Consider the following 25665-nt stretch of genomic DNA (forward strand, 5'->3'; position numbering starts at 1 on the left):
TCAACTCCGTTCTGGGGCGGCGCCGACCGCGTGCGCCCCGCCGTCGACGTGCAGGATCTCCCCGGTGACCGCGGGCATCCAGGCCGAGAGCAGCGCGCAGACGACCCTGGCCACCGGTTCGGTGTCGGTGTGGTCCCAGCCCAGCGGGGCCCGGCTGGACCACACCTGGTCGAGCTGGTCGAACCCGCCGATGCCACGGGCCGCGAGTGTCCTGAGTGGACCGCAGGCGACCAGGTTGACCCGGGTTCCCTGCTGCCCCAGCGCCTGGGCGAGGTAGCGGCAGCAGCTTTCCAGTCCGGCCTTGGCCACGCCCATCCAGTCATAGCCCGGCCAGGCCAGGCTGGCGTCGAAGTCCAGGCCGATCAGGGAGCCGTGTTCGGACTTGGCCAGCAGCGGGCCGAAGACCCGGCCGAAGGCGGCGAAGGAGTAGGTGGAGATGTGCAGTGCGGTGGCCACCTCGGCCCAGTCCGCGGTGAGGAAGCCGCCGCCGAGCGCGCTGGGCGGGGCGAAGGCGACCGAGTGCAGCACGCCATCGAGGCGGCCCCAGCGCTGGTCCAGGGCGTCGGCCACCGCGTCGAGGTGCTCGGGTTTGGTGACGTCGAGTTCGAGCACATCGCAGGGCGTCGGCAGTTTCGCGGCCATCGCGGCGGTGATGCCGAAGCCGCGGCCGAAGCCGGTGAGCACCACCTCGGCCCCGTGCTCCTGCGCGAGTCTGGCCACCCCGTAGGCGATCGAGCTTTCCGTGAGCACGCCGGTGACGAGGATCTTCTTGCCGGAGAGCAGTTCAGTCACGGGTCACCACGATCACGCCGTTGGCCCCGCCGAAGCCGAAGGAGTTGCTGACCGCGGCCCGCAGGTCCAGCTGCCGCGGCACCTTGCGCACGATGTCGAGTTCGATCCGAGGGTCCTGCCGGTCCAGGTTGGCCGTTGGCGGGATGATGCCGTCGCGCACGGACAGCACCGTGCACACCGCCTCGATCGCACCGGCCGCGCCGAGGGCGTGCCCGAGGGTGCCCTTGACCGAGGTGACCGGGACCTGGTCGCCGTAGAGCCGGTTGATCAGTCCGCCCTCGATGACGTCGTTCATCGGGGTGGAGGTGCCGTGCGCGTTGACGTGGTCGATGTCGGCCGCGGTGAGTCCGGCCTCGGCGAGTGCGGCCAGGGTGGCCCGTTCCACGCCGTCGCCCTGCGGGTGCGGGGCGGTGATGTGGTGCGCGTCGGAGGATCCGCCGTACCCGGCCAGCCGGGCGTGCACCCTGGCGCCGCGGGCCTTGGCGTCCTCGGCGCGTTCCAGCACCAGGATGCCCGCGCCCTCGGCGGCCACGAAGCCGTCCCGGTCGGCGTCGAAGGGCCGGGAGGCGGTGCCAGGGTCGTCACCGCGGGTGGACAGCGCGCCGAGTTGCCCGAACCCGGCCATGATCAGTGGGGACAGCGCGGATTCGGCGCCACCGGCCACGACCACGTCGCAGATGCCCGAGCGCAGCCAGTCCCTGGCCACGCCGAGCGCGGTGGCTCCGGAGGCGCAGGCGGTGGCCGGCGCGAGGTTGGGGCCGCGGGCGCCCAGGTCCAGGGTGAGCCAGGCGGTGGGCGAGCCGACCCCGGCCATCGGGATCAGCATCGGGGTGATCTGGGATTCCCCGTGCAGGCGCAGGATCTCGTACTGCTGCTCGAAGGTCATGGTGCCGCCGAGGGAGTTGCCGACCACCACGCCGACCCTGGCCCCGTTCCAGGTCGCCGGGTCCAGTCCGCTGTCCGCGATGGCCTCGCGGGCGGCGACCCTGGCCAGGTGCGCGCAGCGTTCCTGCCGCCACGCGGTGCGCCTGCCGAGCTGGGCGTCGGCGTCGAAATCCGGTACCCGGCAACTGAAATCGGTGACCTGGCCGGCCAGGTTGGCATCGGGACTGGCGGTGGACTCACCGCGCAGGATGCGGGCCCAGCTCGCCTCGACGCCGATCCCGGCGGAGGTGACCAGCCCGAGGCCGGTGATGGCGAGGCCGCTCATCAGGCGGCCTCGCGCTTGGACTCGATCAGCTTGGCGATGGTGGCCAGGGTGTCCGAAGTGGACACCTCGTCGTCCTTGACCCGGACGCCGAACTCCTTCTCGGTCACCAGTCCGAGTTCGACCAGGGCGAGCGAGTCCAGGTCGAGGTCGGCGAAGGTGGCCTCGCCGCGGACCTCCTCCGGCGGCACGCCGAAGCGGGTGGTGAGCAGCGTGCTGAGCTGGTCGAGCAGGGCGGTCATGGGTGGTTCCTTTCACCAGGGTGTGCGGGCAGGTCGTGCAGTTGGGTGTCTTCGCCGAAGAGTCCACTCAGGACGGAGCGCATGACCCGGCGGAGCAGCCGTTCGGCCACCGGGTCCATGGCCTCGGCGAGGCTGTCGATGCCGAAGTCGAAGTCCACCTGGAAGTCCACCGCGCAGCCGGTGTCGGTCTCGGTGATCCGCCAGGCGCCGCGGAAGTGCTCGAAGTCGCCGTCGGTCTGGCCGAACTCGACGCTGGCGCCTGCCGGGTCGAGCTTCTCCCATTCCCGCCAGCGCAACCGGCCGCGGCGGAAGGTGACCTCCCAGGCGGAGTGCCGGGGGTTGCCTGGGAAGACCTGGACCGAGCGGACCTCCTCGGCGATGGCCGGGAATCGGGCGAAGTCGGTGAGCAGGGCGAAGGCCTCGTCCGGGGTGGCGCCGAGGACCTCGGCGAGCAGGTGCACGCGCCTCATGCCGCCACCGCCTTGGCCGCGGTGGCGAAGGCGCCGCGCAGGAAGTCCACTTCGGACTCGTCCAGGATGGCGGGCGGGGTCAGGCGCAGCACCTGGCCGGAGTTGAGCGAGTGGTTGGCGATGACCCCGGCGGCCATCAGTTCGGCGAGCAGGTCGGCGGCCAGTCCTGGTTCGCTGAACTCCACGCCGATGAGCAGTCCGGCGCCCCGCACCTCGCGCACCCGGGTGCCGAGGATGTCCTTGCAGATCAAGGAGAGTTCGCCGCGGATGCGTTCGCCGAGCCCGCGCGCGGCCTCGACCAGGCCGCCCTCCTCGATGGCGGTGAGCGCGCCGCGGACCGCGGCCATGCCCAGTGGGCTGGCGGAGAAGGTGGAGGTGTGCAGGTAGGGGTCGCGGTCGAAGGCGCGGAAGGCGGATTCGGTGGCGATCACCGCCGACACCGGCATCACCCCGCCGCCCAACGCCTTGCCGACCACGAGCACGTCGGGCACGATCTGTTCGCGGTCCGCGCCCCACCAGTGGCCGAGCCTGCCGAGGCCGGTCTGCACCTCGTCCAGGATGAGGAAGGCGCCGAACTCGTGGCACAGTCGTCGCGCCTCGGTCAGGTAGCCGGCCGGTGGCAGGATCACCCCCGCCTCGCCCTGCACGGGTTCCAGGATCAGCGCGGCCCGGCCCTCGTGGGCGGCGAGTTCCTTGCGCAGCGCGGCCGGATCACCGTAGGGCACGTGGCAGACCCCGGACAGCAAGGGCCGGAACGGGTCCTGGAACACCCCGCGGGCGGTGACGCTGAGCGCGCCGAGGGTTTTGCCGTGGTAGCCGTTGGTGGCCGAGATGAGGTGGGTGCGGCCGTGGGTGCGGGCGAGTTTGATCGCGGTCTCCACCGCCTCCGCCCCGGAGCAGGCGAAGTGCACCTTGTCCATTGTGGACGGCGCGACCGCGGTGAGCGCGGCGGCGGCCTTGGCGGCACTGGGTTCGAGCAGGAGTTTGGCCGAGACCGGCAGGGTGTGCAGCTGGGTGCGCACCGCGGCCACCACCCTGGGGTGCCTGGCGCCCATGAGCAGCACGCCGTAGCCACCGCAGTTGAGCAGTTCCCGGCCGCGGCTGGTGCGCACCCAGGCCCCGGTGGCGGACTGTTCCAGCTCGCGGCCGAACAGCTCGCCGAGGGCGGCGCGGCCGCGGCTGAGGTGACTGCGGTAGGCCGCGGCGGTGCGCTCGAACTCGGCCTCGCAGTCGGCGGTGTCCAGGGTCATGCCGCGTCCCTGGCCGAGCTGAGGTGGCCGAGGATGGTCTCCACGGTGCTGGTCCGCGAGGGCGGGTGGAAGGCGACCGCGTGCGCGGCGGCGACCAGGTAGGCCACCTCACTGGCGGAGATGAAGGCCATGCCGCCCAACAGTTCCGCGGCCAGCGAGGCGGTGCCGGTGACCAGGTGTTGCACGGTGTGCCTGGCGACCAGGGCCGCGCCCAGGGTGTCCACGCCGGTCTCGCCGGCGTCGATCCGCCGGGCCAGGCCCTCGGTGAGCAGGGCGGCGGACTGGTGCCGGATGAGCAGCGCGGCCCGGTCCGCGGCACTGCCCCGGCCGCGGTGCAGCACCCGGTCCACCAGCGCTCCGGCGAGTCCACTGTAGACGGAGCAGACGCTGAGCTGGAACCAGATCAGGCCGAGGATCTGGAGTTCCAGCATCCGCCCGGCCAGCTCCGGGGTGGTGCGGACGAGCTGGTCCTCGGTGAGGAAGACGTCGGTGAGCCGCACCTCGTGACTTTCCGCACCCGCCAGGGCGAAGGTGGACCAGAACGGGTGCACGGACAGGCCGGTGGTCAGCGCGGGCATCAGGATCAGCCCGAAGTCGCTCTCACCCTCGCCGGTGGGCACGGCCACGCTGGCGGAGAGCAGGTCCATCGACCGGGACAGGCTGCACGGCTTCTTGACGCCGTTGACCAGGTAGCCACCGTCCACGCGTTCGGCACGCAGGGTGGGGCGCAGGATGTCCTGGTCGGTGTTGCCCTCGGCGAAGCCGGAGGCAAGCAGCAGCCGGTCGGCCGCGATCCGGTGCAGCAACGTGGGATCGAGGCCGACCTGATCGCCGATGGCGGCGGTCATCGAGTACAGGGTGCCGATGGAGAAGTGGTGCATCATGGTGGCCACCGCCATGGACGGGGCCAGTGCGCCCAGGGCCCGCATGACGTGCATGGCCTGCACCGCGGTGCCGCCGCTACCGCCGTATTCCTTGGGTACCACGAGGTTGGTGCCGTTGCAGGCGCGGAAGAGCTGGATGGCCTTGCCGTCGTCGGCCTCCCGTTCGGCCAGGCTGAGCCCGGCCAGTTCCGCACGCAGGCCGGGGGCCAGTTCGTCGCAGACGTCCCGGTCGGCGGCCATGAACTGTAGATCCATTCACGCTCCTGGTTGGGTGATGCGGGTGTACGCCTCGAACACCGCGGCACTGGGCCGCACGTTCTCCGCGACGGACACGCCCTGCAGGTGGGTGGTGCGCAGCACCAGGTAGTTGGCCTCGCCGAAGGCGCCGCCGGTGAGTCCGGTGCCGCCGTGGGTGGGCAGGTAGGGCAGGAACCCGATGTGCGAGTCGTTGACCTTGAGCAGCCCGCCGTTGCCGACCCTGGCCAGGAACTGCTCGATGACGTCCTTGTCCTTGGCCCACAACGAGTTGCGCAGTCCGTACCGGTTGCTGTCGACGAAGGCGAGGATCTGGTCCAGGAGTTCCTCATCGGGCGCCGGTGCGGGCACAACTACAGGCAGCAGCGGGAAGAAGGTCTCCTCGCGCACCGCGGTCAGTTCCCGGGAGGTGTCCAGTCCGTCCACCCGCAACACGGTGGGCGCGAGGAACGGCCCGGTCTCGGACAGTTCGCCGTCGACCTCCAGGCGTCCGCCACCGCAGACGAGCTGGGCGCCACGAGCGAGCGCGTCCTCGACCACGGTGCCGAAGCGTTCGGCCCGTAACACCGGGGAGAGCAGCACATCGGGTTCGTCGGGGTAGCCGGGGCGCAGCGCGGTGACCGCGGTGTGCAGCCTGGCGATCAGCTCGTCGGCGATGTCGGGGTGCACCACGGCCTGGTTGGGCACCATGCAGATCTGCCCGGAGCCGTAGAAGCATTCGGTGAGGGCTTCCACGGCCAGGTCGAGGTCGGCGTCCCGCCAGATGACCACGCAGTCGTTGCCCGCCAGTTCCAGGATCGGCTTCTTACCGGCCGCGATGCAGTCCCGCTCCAGCTCCAGACCGCGTTCCACCCCACCGGTGTAGAAGATGTCGTCCACCAGCGGATCGGCCAGCCAGCCACGCAACGCGGGTCCGGGCCGTCCGCAGAACACGTTGAGCACTCCGGGCGGGGCACCGACATCGGCCAGCGCGGGCACCACGTACTCGCGCAGCACGTACATGACCCCGAACGGCGCACTGCGCGGCGCCCGCACCACCACGGTGTTGCCGGCCATCAACGCGGTCGCCCCGAACAACGCACTGGTGGCCGGCGCGTTCTGCGGCGGGTTCACGCACACCACGCCATCGGGCCTGCGCCGCAACAACAATCGCCGATCCCCGTGCCGGAACTCCTGTTCCAGCTGCCCGGCCAGCCAGCCCACGGTCTCCTGGCTGGCCACCGACAACATCCCGGCCACCTGCCACTCGGCCAGCGGCCGCGGATTCCCCTCCGCGATGAGCACATCCACCAGTTCCTTGTGCCCCAGCAGGATCCGCTCCCGCAACGCCAGTGCCAACTCCACCCTGGTCGCCAACGGCGTCGCACCCCAGACGGGTGCGGCTGCCGCGGCGGCGGCCACGGCGGCGGCCATGGTGTCCTCATCGGCGAGCGCACACCGCCCCACCACCCGGTCGGCGACGGTGGCCGGGTCGAGCTGTCCTTGTTCGAGGCGCCGCTTGAGGGTGAGGCTGCCGAACAGGTCGGTGAGGATCGGCCGCGCGCCCACGGTGTAGACGTAGCGGTCGGAGTCGACCTCCTTTCCGGCCACATAGGACAGATAAGTGGGCACCGGAACCGCTGGCCTCATCGGGTTTCCCTCTCCACTGGCGTTGTCACCTTCACAGTGGCGCTCCGGAGCCGCGTGGATACAGCCGGACATCACAGTGCGCCGATCAACCGGAGCAGCTGCCAGCCCGCGCCCAGGCTCAGCCCGTGCTCGAAGGCCAGGTACTCCGGTTCGATGTGGTGTGGCGCCCACTTGGTCTTGAAGCGTTCCTGGGTGCGGGCGGAGTACAGCCAGCGTTCCCGCCCGGCCACCTGGCGCATGAGGCGATGCAGGATTCCGTTGTCCGCGCCGGGGATCCGGTGTTCCGGGTGCAACCGCACGAACGGGGTGAAGCCCAGGTGCAGCCAGCCCGCGCCCTCCTCCCGGAACACCTCGGCGGCCGTGGCGATGATCGACTCGATCGCGCCGGTGGGGGCTTCCGGGTGGCGGCGGGTCAGGTCGTAGAGCCAGCCGGGGCGTGGGCCGTACACCGGGGAGAAGGAGATGTAGGCGACGATCCGGCCGGCCGCCCTGGCCACGAACAGCCTGCGGTGTTCCGCGCCCCGGCCGCCGCGTTCACCGACCATGAAACCGAGCTGTTTCACCGCGCGGCCCTTGGCCCGCAACCACACCTGGTCGATCGCGGCCAGCAGCACGGCCAGTTCGGCGTCCATTGTGGACTCCTCGGTGACCGCGACGCCTGCCCGTCTGGCCTGGGACAGCCGGTTGCGGGTTTCGGCGAGTTTGCCGCCGCGCAGGGTGAACCGGGCCAGGTCGATGCTGAAGGAGACGCCGAGCTGGTTGACCGCGTAGCCGAGTTCGGCGCAGGCCGTGGCCTCTTCGCGGAGTAGTTGCACCGCGGTGATCCGGCGGCGTTGCCGGGCGGCGAACTCGCGGAAGGCCGCGGTGAGCGCGGGCTGGTCGGCTTCGGCCGCGCACGGTCCGGTGAGCTGCACCAGGTGTCTGCGGCCCGCGGGGCGGTAGGCGATGAGGCCCTTGAGGTCCGGGGTCTGGAAGTGTTCGGTGTCCTGGTTGTAGGCCAGGAAGGCGCTGGAGCCGCGGCCGTGCGCGCGCAGCAGGTCGAGGGCGGTGGTGGTCACGTCGTCCGCCCGGACACCGCGGCGGCGAGCCGGATGTAGGCCGGGTGCGGGCTGGGTTCGAAGGACACCGCGAACGGCTTGAGGAAGTTGCCGAGCAGGCCGCGGTCGCCGCACAGGTGGATCGGGATGGCCAGCAGCGCCCACTCCGGGCGGACCAGCCAGGCCCACAGGAACGCGACGAGTCCGGCGGTGACGAAGCTGTGTGCCAGGTTGTAGGCCACGTAGAAACCGCGGTGGATCTTGCCGGACCTGCTGCGGTGGAAGGCGATCAGGCCGGGCAGGTAGCCGATGACGTCGATGTAGGCGAACAGGATCAGCGCCGGGATCAGCCGCACCTCCTGCCAGTGCGTGATGAACAGCGTCGTGCACAGGCCGAGCGCGGCCAGATACTCCAGTCGCAGCAGGCGGTAGGTGGTGCGGGTCTCGAACAGGTTGCGCGGATCCACGCCTCAGCCTTCCGGGGTGAACACGATGGGCAGGGACAGCGGGGCGCGGCCGATGCCGGGCATCCACTCCAGGTCCGCGTACCGGGCGGCCAGCCGCAGATCGGGCAGCCGGGCGAACAACCGGCCCAGCGCGGTGCGCACCTCGACCCTGGCCAATTGCGCGCCAAGGCAGTAGTGGCTGCCGTGGCCCAGGCCGAGATGCTGGTTGGCGTCGGCGCGGGAGAGGTCGAAGGCGTCGGGGTCGGTGAACCGGCGTGGGTCCCGGTTGGCCGCGCCCAGCGACACCAGCACCCGCTCGCCCTTGCCGACCGCGACCCCGCCGATCACGGTGTCCTGCTTGGCCCAGCGCATGGTGGACAGCTCGGCAGGCCCCTCGAACCGCAGTGCCTCCTCGACGAGATTGCCGACCAGGTCCGGGTTCGCCCGGAAGGCGGCGAGCTGCTCGGGGTGGCGCAGCAGTGCGAGGGTGGCGTTGGCGATCAGCCCGGCGGTGGTGACGTGTCCGGCCAGGAACAGCAGCAGCGCGTTGGCCAGCAGCTCCTCGTCGGTGAGCCGCTGTTCCTGGTCCCTGGCCTCGACCATGGCGCTGATCAGGTCGTCGCCGGGCTCGTTCTTCTTGGCCGCGATCAGCTTGGCCATGTACTCGTTCAGCCCGGCCAGCGCGGCCGCGGCCCGCTCCCTGGTCTCCGGGGTGAAGCCGACGTAGTCGTGTGCCAGCTCGAAGAAGGCGTCCCGGTCCTCTTCCGGCACGCCGAGCAGTTCGCCGATCATGCCCACCGGCAGCCGCAACGCGAAGTCCCGCATCAGATCGGCCTGCCCGCGGGCGGCGAACTCGTCGATCAGCCGGTCCGCGCTGTCGGCCAGTTTGTCGTGCAGGGCGTCCATCCGGCGGCGGGTGAACGCACTGCCCACCAGCCTGCGCAGCCGGTCGTGGTCGGGCGGGTCCAGGTTGAGCATGCTGGCGCCCATGCTCGGTGAGAGCCCGTCGGTGGACTCGGCGTCGTAGCGGCTTTCCTTGCTCAGCAACGGATCGGTCAGCGCCTGCCGGACCTCCTCGTACCCGGTGACCAGCCAGGCGGTCAGCCCGGTCGGCAGGGTCAGGTAGCGCACCGGGGACACCGCGCGCAGCCGCGCGTAGGACGGGTAGGGGTCGCGCTGGTAGTCCGCGTCGAACAACGCGGCGTCGGCCGGATCCGGCCTGACCGGGCATCTTTCCATTGTGGACACTCATTTCCCGTCGCGGCCGAAGCGAAGCGGCGCGCAACGTCCGGTGTGCAGTGAACGTCGGTCGGTGAGCTGGAGGAAGGTCTGGCGCAGCGGGTAACGCAACCGGTCGAACACCGGTGCGGGTCTCGCTCCGCTCCGGTGCCAGGGCACGGTGGGCGGGGGTAGGGGTTTGCCGTGCAGGGCGGCGGCGAGCTGGCCGCTGAGCCAGCCCGCGGAGTGCAGGGCGGGGGCGATGCCGCGGCCGTTCCAGCCGCCGGCGAACCACACTCCCGGTTCGACCTGCCCGACGATCGGCATCCAGTCCGGGGTGGCGCCGCTGACCCCGGCCCAGGACCGGGCGATCCGCACCTCGGCCAGTCCCGGGAACAGTTGGCGCAGTTCACGTTCGAGGCGTCGCCAGGTGCCAGCGGAGACCGGGGGCTGGGTACCGGGGCTGGTGCGCGGGTTGGCGGCACGGCCGCCGCCGAGGATGAGACGGCCGTCCGGGCTGAGCCGCACGTAGTTGAAGAAGGCCCGCGAGTCCAGGACCAGATCCCCTGGCCGCAGCGCGAGTCCGGCGAGCTGGGCGGCGGAGAGTGGTTCGGTGCACAGGGCCTGGGAGCGGAACGGGACGATGGGCAGCTTCACCAGTCCGGCCGCGCGGGTGTAGCCGTCGATGGCCAGGACCACCTGGGCCGCGTCCACCTCGCCCCGGTTGGTGCGCACCCGCACCCGCTCCCCCGGCTCGATCGAGCGCACCGGCGAGCCCTCGTACACCTCGACGCCGCGGGCCGACAACACCTCACGCAGTCCCCGGCACAACCGAAGCGGGTCGAGCTGGTACAGCGGCGCGACCCGCAACGCTCCGAATCCCCCTTGCAGGCCAAGGGTTTCCGCCGCCTCACGCGCGGAAAGCCAGTCGGCCCGCATGCCGAGGCGGTTCATCTCGGGCAGGTCGTCGGTGTAGCGCCGGACGTGCTGGGCGGTGACCGGGAGCTGGTACATCCGGCCGCGCACCAGATCGCAGTCGATGTCCTCGCCGGTGACCAGTTCCCGCAACGCCGCCATGCCCTCCAGCGAGGCGCGGGTGAGCGCGTCGGCCGCGGCGGGTCCGACCCGCTTGTGCAGCAACCGCATCGAGCCCCACACACCGGGCCTGGCCAGTCCGGTGCTGTGCCCGGTCGCGCCGCCGCCGACCAGCACGGCCTCCAGCAACATGATCCGCGCCGAGGGCAGTTCAGCGCGCAGCCGGTGCGCCAGGGACAGTCCGGCGATCCCGCCGCCCACCACCACGATGTCCGCGCGGTGCCTGCCGATCAGCGGCGGCAGCGCGGGTTCCACCGGCTGCCCGGCACCCCAGGGCGAGGTACGCGCGAGGCTCATCGGAGGGCTCCGGCGAGTTCGGGGTACAGGCTGGGCGCGGCGGCCGCTCGTTCACGGAAAGCCTTGCGCCGCAACAGGGACAGCCGCAGCAGGTCACCGGCCTCGCGGGCCACCGAGGGCACCGCCGCGCCGGCGAGCACCTGACTGAGCGCACCGCGGGCCAGCCGGGTCACGGTGAGCAGGGTGTCCGCGGCCCGCTTGTCCGCCATCACCTCGTCCAGCCTGCGGATGCCGGTGGCGCCCAGCCCGCGGAAGACCGCCTTGCGCAACGGGCCGACCGGGGCCGCGTCGCCGAGTTCCTGGCTGTACCAGAAGTTGGCCAGTTCGGCCGCGTCCCGCTGCTGTGCCCAGTGCCGCAACCGTTCCGGCAGTCCGCGCTGATCGTCCCAAGTGGACAGAAGCGCGTCGGCGAGGGCGGCGGAGTTGCGCAGCGCGTCGGTGATGCCGTGGCCGATGGTGGCGTCCTTGGCGTGTCCGGCGTCCCCGGCCAGCGCCCAGCCCGGCCCGTAGGGCTGGCGGAAGAAGCACGGGTAGCCGCTCATCCGGCGCAGCCCGCCGACCGGCTCGCCGCCATGGGCCAGCTCGGCGATCTCCGGACTGACCTGCGCCACCCAGGGCAGCAGCGCGTCCGGGCCGGTGCGCCGGAAGTCCACCGGATCACCCACCGGGGGTTGCGCGCACAGGTAGTACTCCTGCTCGCCGGTGGGCAGGATGTGCGCCAGCCGCGCGCCGACCCGGTGCCACAACAGCGCCCTGGGCAGCCGTTTACCGCGGTAGTACCGCCACACCTGGCCGCGGCCGCTGCGGAAGGTCAGGTACTGCGCGGCCCGCACCCAGCGGGCCACCGGCGAACTGCGCCCGTCCGCGCCGACCACCAGGCGGGCCCGCACCGGCCGCACCCGCCCGTCCTGGTCCGCGACCTCCACCCCGGCCACCCGGCCGGCCGCGTGCACCAGCCCGACCACCGGTCGCCCCAGGTGGATCTGGGCGCCGGCCGCGCGGGCGCGGTCCAGCAGCAGGTTGTCCAGCAGCTCCCGCGGCGGGCACAGCCCGGGGTCGTGCGGATGCCGGAAGACCAGCCGCAGCTCGTCCAGGCGCACCCGCACCTCGGGCAGCGGTGGCACCCCGGCGGCCAGGAGGTCCGCGTAGACGCCCTCGGCGCGCAGGTCGGCGGTGCCGTGGAAGATGTGCGTGGACAGCGTCGGCCCGAGTTCCACCGCCCGCTCGTACACCGCCACCCGCAGTCCGGCCCTGGCCAGCCTGGCCGCCAGCGCGGCGCCCGCGACCCGGCCACCCACCACCGCGACGTCCACTGTGGACGTTGATCTCCCTGACCCCGCCATCGCGATCACCCCTTCGTCTCACCGGAACAGAGACCACCCGGTGGCGGAGCGGATACACGTGATCGCACAGCGCGAAAAAGTTGGCGCTACCCGGTATCCACCGGGCCGCCGACCAGCTCTGTTGGGGCAGACAGGGCACAGCCGAGCGCGGAGGAACGATGGACACTCCCCTGGAGCACAGCACGGTCCGCCGCCCGTGCGAGCGGCGGCGCAGGAGGATGGCCCCGGCCGCACGGCGGGCGGAACTGGTGGAAACCGCTATCCGGGTGATCACCACGCACGGGGCCGGGATCAGCATGGACCAGCTCGCCGCCGCGGCCGGGGTGAGCAAACCCCTGCTGTACCACTACTTCTACGACAAGGCCGGGCTGCTCAAGGCCGCTGGCGAGCGGGCCACCGAGCTGATGCTGGCCCGGTTGCGGCCGGCACTGGCCGAACTGCGCGGGGTCAGCGTCCGGGAACGCTGGATCCGCGGTGCGGTGGAGGCGTACCTGGCGGTGATCATGGAACACCAGTGGCTGTACCGGTTCACCATGAGCAACGCGGTGACCGGCAGGTCCACCGTCCCTGATCCGATCATCGCCGCGCTGGCCGACGTGCTCGGCGAGATCCCCGGACTCCACCCGTCCCCGCCACCGGACCCGGTGCGGTACGCGCTGGCCGGGATGGTGCAGGCGGTCTGCCACTGGTGGCTGGAACACCGGCGGCCGGGCCGGGCCCAGCTGCTGGCCCAGCTCAGCCGGATGATCGAGCACACCGTGGCCGGTCTGTCCGCGCTGACCACCGTGGACCTGGACCCGGCCGCGGCGCTGACCCCGGTGGAGCTGCCCAGCCCACAGACCGGATAGACGTCCGGCAGTCCCCCCAAGACCGACGTCTGTCCACCCCAGGCGGCGAGGGACCGTGAATCCCACCGACCCGCGAGGTCTCTCGCCGCCTGGTCCCAACGAACATGGGTGCCACCGGGATGAACCACCGACAGAGCCCGCCCTCGGCCCGCTGCCGCTCCTGCGGACACGAGCCGCGGGCCTGGGCCACCGACAAGCTCACCGGACTGCTGGACCGCTGGGGCTGGGACGCCGAGGCCGGTCGCGCACTGGCCGCGGCCCGCCGCCGGGACGAACCCGCCGCCCTGGTGCTGCTGGACCTGGACCATTTCAAACGGGTCAACGACACCCTGGGACACCCGGCGGGGGACCGGGTGCTGCGCGCGGTGGCCTCGGTGTTGCGCCAGGTCACCGAGGCCGACCCGGCGGGCGCGGGCGCGGTGCTCGGCCGCTACGGCGGTCACGGCGGCGACGAGTTCCTGGCCTTCCTGCCCGGCGGCGACCTGGCCGCGGCCGCCGGCCTGGCTGGTGCGCTGCGCACCGAGGTGCGCGCGTTGCAGGTCCCGGCCCGCACCGTGCGCGGCCCGCGCACCATCACCGACCTGACCGTGTCCATCGGCCTGGCCGAACACGGACCGGGAACCCGCACCCGGCTGGCCGACCTGGTGCTGGCCGCCGACGCCTGCCTGCTCGCCGCCAAACGCGCCGGCCGGGACCGGGTCCGCGGCCCGGAGGCCACCCTGCGCCGACTCGCCTGGGATGAGCGAGGATTGCCGGCATGACGGCAGCACCGGAAGACCGGGAGAACCTGACCTACAGCCTGTTCGGGGACGCGATCCGCGATCTCGCGCAGACCGTCGCCGACGACGGCTATCTCCCCGACATCATCCTGTCCGTGGCCCGCGGCGGCCTGTTCGTGGCAGGCGGCCTCGGCTACGCGCTCGCGGTGAAGAACCTGCACGTGATGAACGTCGAGTTCTACACCGGCGTCGGCACCACCCTGGACATGCCGGTCATGCTGCCGCCGGTGCCCAACGTCATCGACCTGTCCGGGGCGAAGGTGCTGGTCACCGACGACGTCGCGGACACCGGCAAAACGCTCAAACTGGTGCACGACTTCTGCGTCGACCACGTGGCCGACGTGCGCTGCGCGGTGATCTACGAGAAGCCGCATTCGCTGGTGAAGTGCGAGTACGTGTGGCGGCACACGGACAAGTGGATCAACTTCCCGTGGTCGGTGCTGCCGCCCGTGGTCAGCCGGGCCGGGCAGGTCCTGGACGCCTGAGCCAGGCGGCGGCGTTCGCGGTGGCCGCCTCTCGCCGCCACCGCGACCTCGCCCTACGGCCAGCGCGCCGTCGTGATCAGCTGCGTCAGCGCCGCCGCGGGCCCATGCCCGGCCCGCCGCCCACCCAGCACCGCGAAATCCACCTCGGCCAGCGGCGGCAGATCCGCCTCCACCGGCACCAGCCCCTCCGGCACCACCGACCGGGCGAACACCGCCACCCCCAGCCCGGCCAGCGCCGCCGCCCGCAACCCGTTCAACCGGTCGCTCCAGCACCCGATCCGCCACTGCAACCCCCACGCCCGCAACGCCTCCAGGGCCCTGGCCCTGGTCAGGCTGGGTTCCGGGTACAGCACCAGCGGGACCGGCTCGTCCTTGGCCAGCCGCAACCCCGGCCTGCCCACCCAGACCAGGGGTTCCCGCCACAGCAGGTGGCCGTCGGCCTCGGTGCGGCGTTTGGCCAGCACCAGGTCCAGGCCGCCGGCGGCCAGCCGGTCGTGCAGCACACTGCTCAGTTCGACGGTCAGTTCCAGGTCCACCAGCGGATAGGTCTCCCGGAACCGCTGCAGGGTGACCGGGAGGTGGCCCAGTACCAGGTCCTCGCACACGCCCAGGCGGACCTTGCCGCGTAGTTCCGGGCGGGCGAAGTAGGACATGGCCAGGCGTTCCTGGTCCAGGATGTTGCGGGCGAAGCCGATCAGCGCCTCGCCGTCGCCGGTCAGCATCACCGAATGGGTGTCCCGCACGAACAGCTGCCTGCCGGTCACCTGTTCCAGCCTGCGCACGTGCTGGCTCACCGTGGACTGGCCGATGCACAACCGCCGGGCCGCCTCGGTGAAGCCGCCGGTCTCGGCGACGGTGAGGAAACTCCGCAACCACACCGGGTCAAGCACGGGCTGGTCCTGTCACGTTCCGCACAGCACCGGCCTACCACGACGGGCGGGACGTGGCAGGCCGGTGCGCCGGCACGCACATCCTCCGGCGGCTGGGGGCCGTCGGCTGGATGGCCTCCGGGATGACGGAGAGCACCGGCTCCGGGTGGCTGAACGCGCGGGCATGCTGCTCAGCGCGCCGGTGACTCCGAGGTCGTCACGGGGCGTCACGCCGTCCGGCTTCGAGACATCACTCTTGACCCCTTCATGCCAACCCCTGCGGTTCACCTGCACGGGTCATCCTGCCGCCGCACCGGCCCTGCGGAAACAAGTCGATCATGATCACTGTTATCGCGAAGCCCGATAAGAGGACGGGCCACTACCCTGGACGGCATGGCCGAGGACTGTCCCGACCACCGGAGCTGCGACGGCGCGCTGGTCCGGGTGTTCGGGCTGCTCGGGAAGCGCTGGAACGGGGTGATCATCGGCACCCTGGCCACCGGCCCGGCCGGGTTCGCCGAACTGCGCAGGGCCATCGGCGGGATCAGCGACTCGATGCTCTCCGACCGGCTCACCGAGCTGGCCGCCACCGGACTGGTGCGGCGCGAGGTCAGGGACGGCCCGCCGCTGTCGGTCTCCTACCACCTCAGTCCCCGGGGCACCGCGCTGCTGCCCGCGCTGGACGCGCTGGCCAAGTGGGCCGCCGAGCACCTGCCCGCCGACTGCTGAGCATGCGCTTCGGTTTCCTCGGCCCGGTCCAGGCCCACCAGGACGACGGCACCCCGGTCGACCTGGGCGGTCCCAAGGTCCGCACCCTGCTCGCGCTGCTGGCCGCCGAGGCCGGGCGGATCGTGCCGGCCGAGACGCTCATCGACGGCCTCTACGCCGACACCCCGCCCGACGGTGCGGCGAACGCGTTGCAGTCCCAGGTCTCCCGCCTGCGCCGGGTACTCGGCCCCGGCCTGGTCGAGTTCCACCCGACCGGTTACCGGCTGGCCGTCGATCCGTCCACAGTGGACGCCCACCGGTTCGCCGCACTGGCCGCCGACGGCCGGGCCGCGCTGGACCGCGGCGAGCACCAGTCCGCCGAGGAACACCTCACCGAGGCGCTCGCGCTATGGCGCGGCGAGCCACCGGCCGAACTCGGCCCCAGCCACTGGCCCGAACTGCATTTGACCGCGATCGAGGACCAGGCCAGGGCCGCGCTCGCCCTCGGCCGCCCCGGCCTGGTCCCGGCCCTGCGCGCACACCTGGGCGCGCATCCGTTGCGGGAACGCCTGTGGGCACTGCTGATCCGCGCCCAGCTCGCCGACGGCCGCCCAGCCGAGGCACTGGCCGCCTTCGAGCAGGCCCGCACCCGGCTGGCCGAGGAACTCGGCGCCGACCCCTCGGCCGAACTCGCCGAGGCGCACCAGCTCGCGCTGCGCGGCGAGGACCGGCGCGCCACCCCGCTGCCCGCCCAGCTCACCAGCTTCATCGGCCGCGTGGAGGACCTGGTCCGGGTCCGCGCGCTGCTGCGCGAACACCGGCTGGTCACCCTCACCGGACCCGGCGGCGCGGGCAAGACCCGGCTGGCCATCGAGGCCGCCACGGACCTCCCGGCCTGCTTCCTCGCCCTGGCCCCGCTCACCGAGGGTGCCGACCTGCCGCGGGCCCTGCTCGCCGCGCTCGGCGTGCGCGAGGGCGCGCGGGAGCCACTCGACCGGTTGCGCGCCGCGCTGGCCGATCGGCCACCCCTGCTGGTGCTGGACAACTGCGAGCACCTCGTCCAGCCCGTCGCCGAGCTGACCGCCGATCTGCTGCGCGCCAACCCGGCCCTGCGCGTGCTGGCCACCAGCCGCGAGGGACTCGGCATCACCGGCGAGGCCCGCCACCCGGTGCCCAGCCTCGAACCCCGGGCCGCGGCCGCCCTGTTCGCCGACCGCGCCCGCGCCGCCGACCCCGGCCACGACCCGGCCGCGCACCCGGACCTGGTCGAGCGCATCTGCCAGGCCCTGGACGGCCTGCCGCTGGCCATCGAACTCGCCGCCGCCCGGGTGCGCACCCTGCCGGTGGCCCAGATCGCCGCCCGCCTCGACGACCGCTTCGGCCTGCTGGCCAGGGGCGAGCGCACCGCCGCCGCCCGGCACCGCAGCCTGCGCGGCGTGGTCGAGTGGAGCTGGGACCTCCTCGACGGCCCCGAGCGGGTGCTCGCCGGCCGGCTCACCGTGTTCGCCGGTGGCGCCACCCTGCCCGCGCTGACCGAGGTCTGCGCCGTGCCCGACCTGCTCGGCGCGCTGACCGGCCTGGTGGACAAGTCGCTGGTCACCAGGGACGGCGAGCGCTACCGGATGGCCGAGACGATCCGCGCGTTCTGCGCCGAACGCCTCGCCGACACCGGCGAGACCACCCGCCTCCGGCACGCCCACGCCCAGCACTTCCTGGCCCTGGCCCAGCAGGCATCGCCCAGCCTGCTGCGCGCCGAGCAGCTCGACTGGCTGACCCGCCTGGACGCCGAGCACGACAACCTGGTCACCGCCCTGCGCTGGACCATCGACACCGACCGGCCGAGCGCGCTGCGGCTGACCGCCGCGCTCGCCCCGTACTGGTGGCTACGCGGCCGCCGCGCCGAGGGCGCCCATCTCACCGGCCCGCTGACCAGTCAGCTGGGTGCCATCGCGCCGCCGGACCTGGCGGATGAGTACGCGCTCTGCGTGCTCACCACGGCCTTCGGCACCCCGGACCACACCCACCTGCGCCCACACCTGGGCGAGGTCCGCCGGGTGATGGCAGCCCGGACCAGCGCGCCCCGGCAGCCCCTGCTCTGGGTGTTGTGGGGCGTGGTCGCCGGCCCGCCCGCGGACCCGGAGGCCACCGCCCGCCAGTACGGCGCGCTGTTCACCGCCGATCCGTGGAGCCGGGCACTGCGAGACCTCAGCAGCGGCGTGATCGCGGTCTTCCGCGGCGACACCGTCACCGGCGAGACCCACCTGCGCACCGCCCTGACCAGCTTCCGCGCCCTGGGCGAACGCTGGGCCACCATCCAGGCCCTGGCCGACCTCGCCCCACTCGCCGAACGCCGCGGCGACCGACCCCACGCGCACGAGCTGTACGCCGAAGCCATCACCCTCGCCCAGGAACTGGGCGCCACCGAGGAAGCCGCGGACCTGCTCAACCGCCGCGCCAGCGGCCACCTCGCCCACGGTGACCTGCCAGCCGCCCACACCGACCTCACCCAGGTCGCCATCCTGGGCCGTCAGGCAGGCGCACCGGACTGGGTGGCCATCGCCCAACTGGGTCAGGCGGAACTCGCCTTCCACACCGGCGACCTGGACACGGCCCGCACGCTCTGCGCACAAGCCCTGGCCGCCAGCCCACCCGGCGCGTTCGCCACCGAGGAACTGCGCTGCCGATCCCAGACCACCCTGGCCCGCATCGAACTAACCACAGGTCACCCCGAATCCGCAAAACCCCTGCTCAAGGAAGCCTTCACGGTGGCAGCGGCGCGAGGCAACCTCCCCCTGCTGGCCACCATCCTGGCCGCCTTGGCCGACCTCACCGGCGACCCAGCCCTCCGACAGGCCACCACCGCCCTCACCACCCCCGCCCCAACCCCCGAAGCCACCCAAACCGCCCTTACCTTGGCCACCCGCCACCTTGCCTGACCTGAACCTCACGGACGGCGGGGGTGGGGTTGGGGGTTGGGGTGAAACCTCACGACGAGGGTTCTCGCGTGTTCTCCGTACGGCCTGGAGCTTGCTGACCGCGCCCCGAGGAGCGGCCCCTGCAACACAATCCGCCGCCCGGCGAACCCATCGTGACGGGGGCCGCTCCTCGGGGTGTGGTTGGCTTGCGGAAGGCCGTGCGGAGAACACGCGAGCCCTCGGAGCCACGCTGGGTCCGGCCCCGGCAGCACAATCCCCGCCCCGCAACCTGCTCATGCCGGTTCTTGATCTGCCCTCCCCCCTCCGGTGGTCTGCCCGGCCGGCGAGGCCATCTTTTCCGCTCTTGATCTTTGCGCTTGTGGCCTCTGTTGCTGAGGTACCCGAACAAAGATCAAGATCGTCCTCGCCGGACGGGCAGAAATCAAAGGATGGGGGGGAAAGTCAAGAACAAGAGCAAAGACGAAGAGCAGTGCTCGTACGGTTCCCCCATCCCCGTCAGCCCTCCGATACCAAACCACATCCCGGGCACGCAGACCGTGCGGTTGGGAAGCTAGGGCGGCGGCAGGTTGCGGTCTGCGCACCCGGGATGCGGTATGTCCTCTCCAGGCTGACGGGGATGGGGGAACCGCTCGGAGAGTGTTGAAAAGCCACCCCGACTGCTGGTGTCCGGGCTTCGCCCGCTCGCAGTGCCTATGGCGTACAAGAACGGCCAACGTGCCGTACAAGAACGGCCAACACTGGGTACGACAACGGCCAACACGCGCGGAGGGGGTTCAAACCCGAACCCCTCCCCGGCGTGTTGGCCGTTCTTGTACGCCGTGTTGGCCGTTGTTGTACGGGGTGTTGGCTGTTGTGGGTGGGTTATTCCTTGGGGCAGTTCGCGGTTTCGATGTTGGTCAGGACCTGGTCGCAGAGGGCGGTGAGGGCGCGTACCTGGTCGGGGGCCAGGGCGTCGAACATCAGGCGGCGGACTACCGCGACGTGGCCGGGGGCGGCGCCTTCGATCGCGGCTCGGCCCTGGTCGGTCAGTTCGATGAAGGAGCCTCGGCGGTCTTCCTCGCAGCCTGCCCTGGTGATCAGGCCGCGCTTCTGCATCCGGCCCAGCTGGTGTGAGACCCGGCTCTTCTCCCAGTTCAGCTGTTTGGCCAGCTCCAGTACCCGGATCCGGGGCTCGGGCAGTTCGCTCAGGTTCACCAGCACCTCGAACTCGGCCAGCGACAGGTCCGAGTCGGCCTGGAGCTGGCGGGCGATGCGCACGGTCAGCTCGGCGTGCACGCGGATGAAGGCGCGCCAGGCCTGCTGCTGGGAGTCATCGAGCCATCGGGTGTCGGTCACGGCACCCAGTCTAGCGGAATAGTTGACACATCAACATCGGTTGTGCAGGATGTAGATGACACGTCAACCAGACGGCGTGGCCAGACCTGAACCAAGGAGCACACCATGACCTCCACCCTCTCCCTCAGCGAGCTGACCGGCGACTACGCGATCGACGCCGCGCACAGCCGGGTCGGCTTCGTGGCCAGGCACGCGATGGTGACCAAGGTCCGCGGCGCCTTCAACGAGTTCGACGGCCGGATCAAGGTCGACGGGGACAACCCGGCCAACTCCTCGGTCGTGGTGACCATCAAGGCCGACAGCATCGACACCCGCAACGCCCAGCGGGACGAGCACCTGCGCGGCAGCGACTTCCTGGAGCTGGAGAAGTTCCCGCAGATCCAGTTCGTGTCCACCTCGGTGGCCCAGGACGGCAACGACTTCGCGCTCACCGGCGACCTGACCATCAAGGACGTCACCCGCTCGGTGACCATCGACTTCACCTTCGAGGGCACCGCCAAGGACCCGTTCGGCAACGTCCGGGTCGGTTTCGAGGGCACCACCTCGATCTCCCGCAAGGACTTCGGCATCACCTGGAACGCGGCACTGGAGACCGGCGGCGTGCTGGTCAGCGACAAGATCGTGCTCGAGTTCGAGGTCTCCGCGGTCCGCGCCGCCTGACCGTCTACTTCAGACAGTCCACACCGGACGACTGACTCGAAAGGAAAGAAGGATGACGAGGACGCTGAGTCCCCGGACCGACATCCGGCGCGCTCGCGACCGGTCGGCCACGAGAATCGACTGGCTGGACTCGAAGCATTCCTTCTCCTTCGGGCGCAGTCACGATCCGGCCAACACCCACCACGGGCTGCTGCTGGTCAACAACGACGACGTGGTCAGCCCTGGCACCGGGTTCGACACCCATCCGCACCAGGACATGGAGATCGTCACCTGGGTGCTGCGGGGTTCCCTCGTGCACCAGGACTCCACCGGTCATTCCGGGGTGATCTACCCCGGCCTGGCCCAGCGGATGAGCGCGGGCAGCGGCATCCTGCACTCGGAGAAGAACGACTCCTGGCGCTTGCGCGGCGGGGTCGAACATGTCGATCCGGTGCATTTCGTGCAGATGTGGGTGGTGCCGGACGAATCGGGGATCACGCCGGGCTACGAGCAACTGGAGATCGACGACCAGTTGCTCGCCGGCGGCCTCGTTCCGGTCGCCTCCGGAATGGATCAACACCGGGGCGAGTCGGCGATCCGGATCAAGAACAAGTACGCCGCACTGCACGCCGCCCGACTTGCTCCAGGGCAGTCCGTGACCCTGCCCGAAGCCCCGTTCCTGCACCTCTTCGTGCCGCGCGGGGCGGTCACGCTGGAAGACTCCGGTGCGTTGGCGACCGGTGACGCGGTGCGATTCGCCGCCATCGGCGGCCAGCGAATCACCGCGACCGAGGACGCCGAGATTCTCCTCTGGGAGATGCACGCGACACTCGCGAGCTAATTGTTCACATATACGAATGCAGCCGGTGAAGACGGCGGTTTCACCGGCTGCATTCTGGTCCGTCGGACTTATTTCACACCTTACATTAACCACGCACCTCGTTTCGACCCCAACAATCCATGCAAAGGATTGCCCGCGCACAATGGACAGACTCTCGTAAGAAATCCGTTGCTCAGCGGGGAACGAGCTACGTGTGGTCCGCCGTGCCACAGTGGACGATTGGCCGGCAGCCCCCTCCTGGGACTCAGCCCGCGGGCACCCACCGCGGATCCCGGCCGCTGAGCCCGAGCAGCCGGTCCAGTGGGGGCGCGTCCCCGGCCACCGCCACCGCGGGCCCGAATAACCCCTCGGTGCCCTCCGGCCCGGAGAACGGCTCCACGAAGATCAGCGCCGCGGCCACCTCCGCGTCCGTGGCCAGGTAGTCCTGACCGGTGGCGCGGGCCACGTCCCAGCCGTGCACGACCAGCTCGTTCAGGGTGACCTGCCCGGCCATCTCGGCAGGCATGTCCAGGCCCCCGGCCTTGGTCATCCCGGTCCAGGCGGCCGGATCCCGCCAGGCCACGGCCAGTTCGCCGAGTTGCGCGGCGATCGTGGTGCGCCAGTCGGGCTCCAGCCGGGCGGCGTCGCCGTCGGGCACCAGGTCGTCGCTGGGTTGTTTGCCCGCGGCCTGGGTGAAGGCGAGCGCGAGCGTGCCGATGTGCTCGATCAGGTCACCCAGCTGGTAGTTCGCGCACGGCGTCGGCGCGGTCAGTTGCGCGTCGGTGACGCCGGCCAGCAGCTCCGTCATCCGGGCGGTGGCGGCCCCGTGGTCGATCATGGTCATTCTTCCTCCCCAGGTGTGGTCCGGGTCACTCAACCACAGGCCACCGACAGCGGAGGGAAAACCGGCCTGCCACCCGCTCCGGAGCGCGAGTGACAGGCCGGTTCAGTCAATCAAGACAGGTCAGAAGCCGTAGATCCGCCAGCCGAAGCTGGTGGTGCCCTTGGCTCCGCCGGCGTCCGTGCCGGTGACGGTCACCGTGTAGGTGCCCGCCTTGGTCGGCGTGCCGGAGATGCGACCGGCCGGGGTGATGCTCAGACCGGTCGGCAGGCCGGCCGCGGTGTAGGTCAGCGAACCGCCCGCGGTGCTGGAGCCGCTGATCTGCAGCGGGGTGACCGCCCAGTTCACGAAGCCCCACTGGTCGCTCGGCTTGGTCACGGTGACCGTGCCGCCACCGCCGTCGGAGGTGACCGTCCAGCCGAACTTGGCGGTGCCGGTCTTGCCGTCGGCGTTGGTCACCGTCACCGTGACGCTGCTGCTGCCCGCGGCGGTCGGCGTGCCGGAGATCAGCCCGCTGGTGGAGTTGATGGTCAGCCCGGCGGGCAGGCCGCTGGCGGCGTAGGTCAGCGTCTTGCCGCCCGCGTCGGTGGCCTTGATCTGCAGCGAGGCGGCCTGGCCGACCTTGCCGCTCTGGTCACCGGGGCTGGTCACCGAGACCGGACTGGCCGGGCCCTCCACGGACTCCTTGGCGTCGACCAGGCCCTCACCGTAGAAGGAGTTCTTCGCGGTGCTGCCGGTGCAGCGGGTCTCGCCGGAGGGGCAGGCGATGTCGTTGGCCTGGGCGGCCAGCTTGGCCCGCAGGTCCGCGGTGCTGATGCCGGGGTTGACGCTGGCCAGCAGCGCGGCCACGCCCGCGACGTGCGGGGAGGCCATCGAGGTGCCGGACTTGGAGCCGTACTGGCCGCCGAGCACGGTGGAGTAGACGTTGTCGCCGGGGGCGGCCACGTGCACCTTGTCGGTGCCGTAGTTGGAGAAGGAGGACTTCACGTTGCTGCCGTTGACCGAGGACACCACGACCACGCCGGGCAGTTCGGTCGGCAGGCTCTGGCAGGCGTCGGTGATGGTCCGGTTGACCGGGGTGGAGTCGTTGGGGCTGGTGCTGTCGGTGGTCTTCTTGGCCAGGTTGTAGTTCTCGTTGCCGGCCGCGGCCACGTTCAGCACGTTCTTGCCCTCGGCGTAGGCGACCGCGCGCTTGACGCCTTCCAGGATCGCGGCCTGGTCGGTGTCGGTGGGGCAGGCGAACAGCCACGGGTCGGTGTAGTAGCTGTTGTTGGTGACCTGCAGGCCCTTGTCACCGGCGAAGACGAAGGCGCACACGGTGTTCTCCGGGAAGAACAGCTGGTTGCCTGCCTCGGCCACCCGCACCGAGGAGATCTTCACCCCGGGCGCGACGCCGACCATGCCCTTGCCGTTGCGGGCCGCGGCGATAGTGCCAGCCACGTGCGTGCCGTGATCGCCGACCGGGCGCCAGGAACCCTCGCGGGTGTCCAGCTTGCCGTAGGCGCAGGAGGCGGACTTGCTCGCGTCGAAGTTCGGCTTGAGGTCGTAGTGCTGGTCGTCGACGCCGGTGTCCAGGATGCCGACGGTGACCGAGGCGGAGCCGGGGTTGATGTCCCAGGCCTTGTCCGCGCCGATCTGGGTCATGTCGGAGCGGTTGGTCTCGGCCGCGGTGGGCGTGGTCTGGCTGGGCGAGGGCGGGATCGCCGGGTTGGCGGCGGCCGCGGGCACGTCGGAGGTGCGGGTGGCGCCGACCTTCTGCACGCCCTGGGCCGGGCGGACCTTGGCCGCGAAATCGGCGTCGGTGGAGTGCGCCACGATGACGCCGATGGCGTCGTAGGAGGCGTAGACGGTGCCGCCGTTGCTGGTCACCGCGGTCTTACCGGCCGCGACCTGGCTCGGTTCGGTGATCACGAAGTAGGCGCGCAGCCCGGCCTGGGTGTCCACCGGCACCGGCACGGCCGGCTTCTTGCCGGCGATCTCCACCGGGGCGGGGCTCGGCGTGGGTCCGGGGGCGCCGACGGCCAGCGCCGGGGCGATGACGGCGGCGCCGACGCCGAGGGCGAGGGCTAATGCCGTCCGCCGCAGGGGAAACCGTTTCACGTCAGGGTCCTTTCGCAGGGGTGTCCGCCGCCACGGCGCGGGGCACGTGATCGGGTCGGAACGTAATCCGGAACACACCGGACCCGGTAGGGCGCTTTGGCGACACTGGCCGGATCCCGCCACCCACCCTTATCGACATCAACGCCCTGAGCTGCGGCGATAACAGCATTCTGTGGCAACAAACGGAAAAACCCGCCCCGCCTGGCCGCAGTCCCGCGCACCCGATCGGCCGCACCAGGGGTGTTGACAGCCGGATCCCCGGTGCCTACTGTCCTCACCAGACAGAACGAACGTTCTTTCTTGAAGTCCCACCAGTACCGGAGGAAGTCATGTCCCGCCGTTTCTCCCTGCGCACCACGCTTTTCGCCGCCGCCCTGGGTGTCGCCGCGTTGTCCACCACGCTCGCCCCGGCCGCGGCCAGCGCCGAGGACAGCGGCTACCAGGGCGCCAAACCCACCATCGTGCTGGTGCACGGCGCCTTCGCCGACGCGGGCAGCTGGAACGAGGTCACCCAGCGCCTGCAGCGCAACGGTTTCCCGGTGCTCGCGGTGGCCAACCCGCTGCGCGGCGTCCCCACCGACGCCGCCGCCATCCGCCAGGTCGTGGACAGCGTCAAGGGCCCGGTCATCCTGGTCGGCCACTCCTACGGCGGCACCGTGATCAGCCACGCCGCCGCCGGTGACAAGGACGTCAAGGCCCTGGTCTACATCGCCGCCTTCGCCCCCGCCGTCGGCGAGTCCGCCGGTCAGCTCTCCGCGGGCGGCAAACTCGGCCCGGACACCACCCGCGTGGTCGGCAACGACCTCTACATCAGGCCGGAGAGCTTCCACGAGGTCTTCGCCGCCGACCTGCCCCGCCGCACCACCGCCCTGATGGCCGCCGCCCAGCGCCCGATCGACGCCGGCGCCCTGGGCTTCCAGGCCACCGCCGCCGCCTGGCAGGACATCCCCAGCTGGTACCTGGTCGCCAAGCAGGACAACGCCATCCCGGCCGACTCCCAGCGCGCCATGGCCGCCCGCGCCAAGTCGCACACCACCGAGGTCAACGCCTCGCACGCGGTGTCGGTGTCCCGGCCGGACGCGACCTACGCGACGATCCTGGGGGCGGTGCGCGGCACCCGCTGATTGACTGACTGACCGA

At 71.4% G+C, this 25665-nt stretch carries 24 protein-coding genes; 8 read left to right on the top strand and 16 right to left on the bottom strand.

Features of this window, described 5'->3' with window-relative positions:
- The 12 genes from fabI to HNR67_RS37295 form a co-directional block, all read right to left on the bottom strand.
- Complete coding sequence (fabI, locus tag HNR67_RS37240; protein WP_185007759.1) at nt 1-792, bottom strand: enoyl-ACP reductase FabI; 792 nt, start codon at nt 790-792, stop codon at nt 1-3.
- A complete protein-coding gene (locus tag HNR67_RS37245) occupies nt 785-2002 on the bottom strand; it encodes a beta-ketoacyl-[acyl-carrier-protein] synthase family protein (RefSeq protein ID WP_185007761.1) in 1218 nt (405 codons plus the stop codon). The genes fabI and HNR67_RS37245 overlap by 8 nt, the downstream gene beginning before the upstream one ends.
- Nucleotides 2002-2241, bottom strand: coding sequence for an acyl carrier protein (locus tag HNR67_RS37250; protein ID WP_185007763.1), 240 nt, complete (start codon nt 2239-2241; stop codon nt 2002-2004). Before HNR67_RS37250 ends, HNR67_RS37245 begins: the two co-directional genes overlap by 1 nt.
- Entirely contained in the window at nt 2238-2711 is a 474-nt protein-coding gene (locus tag HNR67_RS37255) for a type II toxin-antitoxin system RatA family toxin (RefSeq protein WP_185007765.1), read from the bottom strand. Before HNR67_RS37255 ends, HNR67_RS37250 begins: the two co-directional genes overlap by 4 nt.
- Nucleotides 2708-3961 (bottom strand): aspartate aminotransferase family protein, encoded by a 1254-nt coding sequence (locus tag HNR67_RS37260; RefSeq protein WP_185007767.1) that lies wholly within the window; start codon nt 3959-3961, stop codon nt 2708-2710. Before HNR67_RS37260 ends, HNR67_RS37255 begins: the two co-directional genes overlap by 4 nt.
- Complete coding sequence (locus HNR67_RS37265) at nt 3958-5100, bottom strand: acyl-CoA dehydrogenase family protein (RefSeq protein ID WP_185007769.1); 1143 nt, start codon at nt 5098-5100, stop codon at nt 3958-3960. The genes HNR67_RS37260 and HNR67_RS37265 overlap by 4 nt, the downstream gene beginning before the upstream one ends.
- On the bottom strand, nt 5101-6729 hold the full coding sequence (locus tag HNR67_RS37270) for an aldehyde dehydrogenase family protein (protein WP_185007771.1): 1629 nt from the start codon (nt 6727-6729) through the stop codon (nt 5101-5103). It abuts the gene before it with no gap.
- Between the two features lie 71 nt (nt 6730-6800).
- The gene (locus HNR67_RS37275; protein WP_185007773.1) at nt 6801-7787 is read right to left on the bottom strand and encodes a DUF2156 domain-containing protein; all 987 of its coding nucleotides are present in this window, start codon (nt 7785-7787) and stop codon (nt 6801-6803) included.
- Complete coding sequence (locus tag HNR67_RS37280; protein WP_185007775.1) at nt 7784-8233, bottom strand: hypothetical protein; 450 nt, start codon at nt 8231-8233, stop codon at nt 7784-7786. Before HNR67_RS37280 ends, HNR67_RS37275 begins: the two co-directional genes overlap by 4 nt.
- A 3-nt stretch (nt 8234-8236) precedes the next feature.
- Nucleotides 8237-9451 carry a cytochrome P450 family protein gene (locus HNR67_RS37285; protein WP_185007777.1) on the bottom strand — a complete coding sequence of 405 codons (1215 nt, stop codon included), beginning with the start codon at nt 9449-9451 and terminating at the stop codon, nt 8237-8239.
- A 9-nt stretch (nt 9452-9460) separates the two neighbouring features.
- Nucleotides 9461-10822: an NAD(P)/FAD-dependent oxidoreductase gene (locus HNR67_RS37290; RefSeq protein WP_185007779.1), complete on the bottom strand. Its 1362-nt coding sequence runs from the start codon at nt 10820-10822 to the stop codon at nt 9461-9463.
- Nucleotides 10819-12165, bottom strand: coding sequence for an NAD(P)/FAD-dependent oxidoreductase (locus HNR67_RS37295; RefSeq protein ID WP_185007781.1), 1347 nt, complete (start codon nt 12163-12165; stop codon nt 10819-10821). Before HNR67_RS37295 ends, HNR67_RS37290 begins: the two co-directional genes overlap by 4 nt.
- Before the next feature lie 158 nt (nt 12166-12323).
- Between HNR67_RS37295 and HNR67_RS37300 the strand changes: the two genes are divergently transcribed.
- The 3 genes from HNR67_RS37300 to HNR67_RS37310 all read left to right on the top strand — a co-directional run bounded on the left by HNR67_RS37300 (nt 12324) and on the right by HNR67_RS37310 (nt 14277).
- On the top strand, nt 12324-13013 hold the full coding sequence (locus HNR67_RS37300) for a TetR/AcrR family transcriptional regulator (RefSeq protein WP_185007783.1): 690 nt from the start codon (nt 12324-12326) through the stop codon (nt 13011-13013).
- 119 nt (nt 13014-13132) lie between these two features.
- Complete coding sequence (locus HNR67_RS37305; protein WP_185007785.1) at nt 13133-13774, top strand: GGDEF domain-containing protein; 642 nt, start codon at nt 13133-13135, stop codon at nt 13772-13774.
- On the top strand, nt 13771-14277 hold the full coding sequence (locus tag HNR67_RS37310) for a phosphoribosyltransferase (RefSeq protein ID WP_185007787.1): 507 nt from the start codon (nt 13771-13773) through the stop codon (nt 14275-14277). The genes HNR67_RS37305 and HNR67_RS37310 overlap by 4 nt, the downstream gene beginning before the upstream one ends.
- Nucleotides 14278-14330: 53 nt before the next feature.
- On the opposite strand, the gene HNR67_RS37315 is transcribed toward HNR67_RS37310, so the two are convergent.
- A complete protein-coding gene (locus HNR67_RS37315) occupies nt 14331-15167 on the bottom strand; it encodes a LysR family transcriptional regulator (protein WP_185007788.1) in 837 nt (278 codons plus the stop codon).
- Nucleotides 15168-15539: 372 nt separating this feature from the next.
- On the opposite strand from HNR67_RS37315, the gene HNR67_RS37320 reads away from it, so the two are divergent.
- Together HNR67_RS37320 and HNR67_RS37325 are read left to right on the top strand one after the other, a co-directional pair.
- A complete protein-coding gene (locus tag HNR67_RS37320) occupies nt 15540-15875 on the top strand; it encodes a winged helix-turn-helix transcriptional regulator (RefSeq protein ID WP_185007790.1) in 336 nt (111 codons plus the stop codon).
- Nucleotides 15876-15877: 2 nt separating this feature from the next.
- On the top strand, nt 15878-18790 hold the full coding sequence (locus tag HNR67_RS37325; protein WP_185007792.1) for a BTAD domain-containing putative transcriptional regulator: 2913 nt from the start codon (nt 15878-15880) through the stop codon (nt 18788-18790).
- An 861-nt stretch (nt 18791-19651) separates the two neighbouring features.
- On the opposite strand, the gene HNR67_RS37330 is transcribed toward HNR67_RS37325, so the two are convergent.
- Complete coding sequence (locus HNR67_RS37330) at nt 19652-20125, bottom strand: MarR family winged helix-turn-helix transcriptional regulator (RefSeq protein WP_185007794.1); 474 nt, start codon at nt 20123-20125, stop codon at nt 19652-19654.
- Nucleotides 20126-20230: 105 nt separating this feature from the next.
- On the opposite strand from HNR67_RS37330, the gene HNR67_RS37335 reads away from it, so the two are divergent.
- On the top strand, nt 20231-20785 hold the full coding sequence (locus tag HNR67_RS37335) for a YceI family protein (RefSeq protein ID WP_185007796.1): 555 nt from the start codon (nt 20231-20233) through the stop codon (nt 20783-20785).
- A gap of 52 nt (nt 20786-20837) precedes the next feature.
- Complete coding sequence (locus tag HNR67_RS37340; protein ID WP_185007798.1) at nt 20838-21605, top strand: pirin family protein; 768 nt, start codon at nt 20838-20840, stop codon at nt 21603-21605.
- Nucleotides 21606-21849: 244 nt separating this feature from the next.
- On the opposite strand, the gene HNR67_RS37345 is transcribed toward HNR67_RS37340, so the two are convergent.
- Together HNR67_RS37345 and HNR67_RS37350 are read right to left on the bottom strand one after the other, a co-directional pair.
- Nucleotides 21850-22428 carry a TIGR03086 family metal-binding protein gene (locus HNR67_RS37345; protein ID WP_221490179.1) on the bottom strand — a complete coding sequence of 193 codons (579 nt, stop codon included), beginning with the start codon at nt 22426-22428 and terminating at the stop codon, nt 21850-21852.
- 120 nt (nt 22429-22548) lie between these two features.
- On the bottom strand, nt 22549-24525 hold the full coding sequence (locus HNR67_RS37350; protein ID WP_185007800.1) for a S8 family serine peptidase: 1977 nt from the start codon (nt 24523-24525) through the stop codon (nt 22549-22551).
- A gap of 329 nt (nt 24526-24854) precedes the next feature.
- Here HNR67_RS37350 and HNR67_RS37355 point away from each other — a divergent pair, with 329 nt between their 5' ends.
- Complete coding sequence (locus HNR67_RS37355) at nt 24855-25649, top strand: alpha/beta fold hydrolase (protein WP_185007802.1); 795 nt, start codon at nt 24855-24857, stop codon at nt 25647-25649.
- Nucleotides 25650-25665: the final 16 nt, after the last annotated feature.

It is taken from the genome of Crossiella cryophila (assembly GCF_014204915.1).
Classification (GTDB): Bacteria; Actinomycetota; Actinomycetes; order Mycobacteriales; family Pseudonocardiaceae; genus Crossiella; species Crossiella cryophila.

Excerpts from the sequence above, each read along its gene's own strand:
- HNR67_RS37260 (WP_185007767.1), bottom strand. The coding sequence starts at position 3,961 with ATGACCCTGGACACCGCCGACTGCGAGGCCGAGTTCGAGCGCACCGCC.
- HNR67_RS37285 (WP_185007777.1), bottom strand. The coding sequence starts at position 9,451 with ATGGAAAGATGCCCGGTCAGGCCGGATCCGGCCGACGCCGCGTTGTTC.
- HNR67_RS37340 (WP_185007798.1), top strand. The coding sequence starts at position 20,838 with ATGACGAGGACGCTGAGTCCCCGGACCGACATCCGGCGCGCTCGCGAC.
- HNR67_RS37345 (WP_221490179.1), bottom strand. The coding sequence starts at position 22,428 with ATGACCATGATCGACCACGGGGCCGCCACCGCCCGGATGACGGAGCTG.
- HNR67_RS37245 (WP_185007761.1), bottom strand. The coding sequence starts at position 2,002 with ATGAGCGGCCTCGCCATCACCGGCCTCGGGCTGGTCACCTCCGCCGGG.
- HNR67_RS37300 (WP_185007783.1), top strand. The coding sequence starts at position 12,324 with ATGGACACTCCCCTGGAGCACAGCACGGTCCGCCGCCCGTGCGAGCGG.
- HNR67_RS37335 (WP_185007796.1), top strand. The coding sequence starts at position 20,231 with ATGACCTCCACCCTCTCCCTCAGCGAGCTGACCGGCGACTACGCGATC.
- HNR67_RS37270 (WP_185007771.1), bottom strand. The coding sequence starts at position 6,729 with ATGAGGCCAGCGGTTCCGGTGCCCACTTATCTGTCCTATGTGGCCGGA.
- HNR67_RS37355 (WP_185007802.1), top strand. The coding sequence starts at position 24,855 with ATGTCCCGCCGTTTCTCCCTGCGCACCACGCTTTTCGCCGCCGCCCTG.
- HNR67_RS37305 (WP_185007785.1), top strand. The coding sequence starts at position 13,133 with ATGAACCACCGACAGAGCCCGCCCTCGGCCCGCTGCCGCTCCTGCGGA.
- HNR67_RS37295 (WP_185007781.1), bottom strand. The coding sequence starts at position 12,165 with ATGGCGGGGTCAGGGAGATCAACGTCCACAGTGGACGTCGCGGTGGTG.
- HNR67_RS37250 (WP_185007763.1), bottom strand. The coding sequence starts at position 2,241 with ATGACCGCCCTGCTCGACCAGCTCAGCACGCTGCTCACCACCCGCTTC.
- HNR67_RS37290 (WP_185007779.1), bottom strand. The coding sequence starts at position 10,822 with ATGAGCCTCGCGCGTACCTCGCCCTGGGGTGCCGGGCAGCCGGTGGAA.
- HNR67_RS37320 (WP_185007790.1), top strand. The coding sequence starts at position 15,540 with ATGGCCGAGGACTGTCCCGACCACCGGAGCTGCGACGGCGCGCTGGTC.
- HNR67_RS37325 (WP_185007792.1), top strand. The coding sequence starts at position 15,878 with ATGCGCTTCGGTTTCCTCGGCCCGGTCCAGGCCCACCAGGACGACGGC.
- HNR67_RS37265 (WP_185007769.1), bottom strand. The coding sequence starts at position 5,100 with ATGGATCTACAGTTCATGGCCGCCGACCGGGACGTCTGCGACGAACTG.
- HNR67_RS37255 (WP_185007765.1), bottom strand. The coding sequence starts at position 2,711 with ATGAGGCGCGTGCACCTGCTCGCCGAGGTCCTCGGCGCCACCCCGGAC.
- HNR67_RS37310 (WP_185007787.1), top strand. The coding sequence starts at position 13,771 with ATGACGGCAGCACCGGAAGACCGGGAGAACCTGACCTACAGCCTGTTC.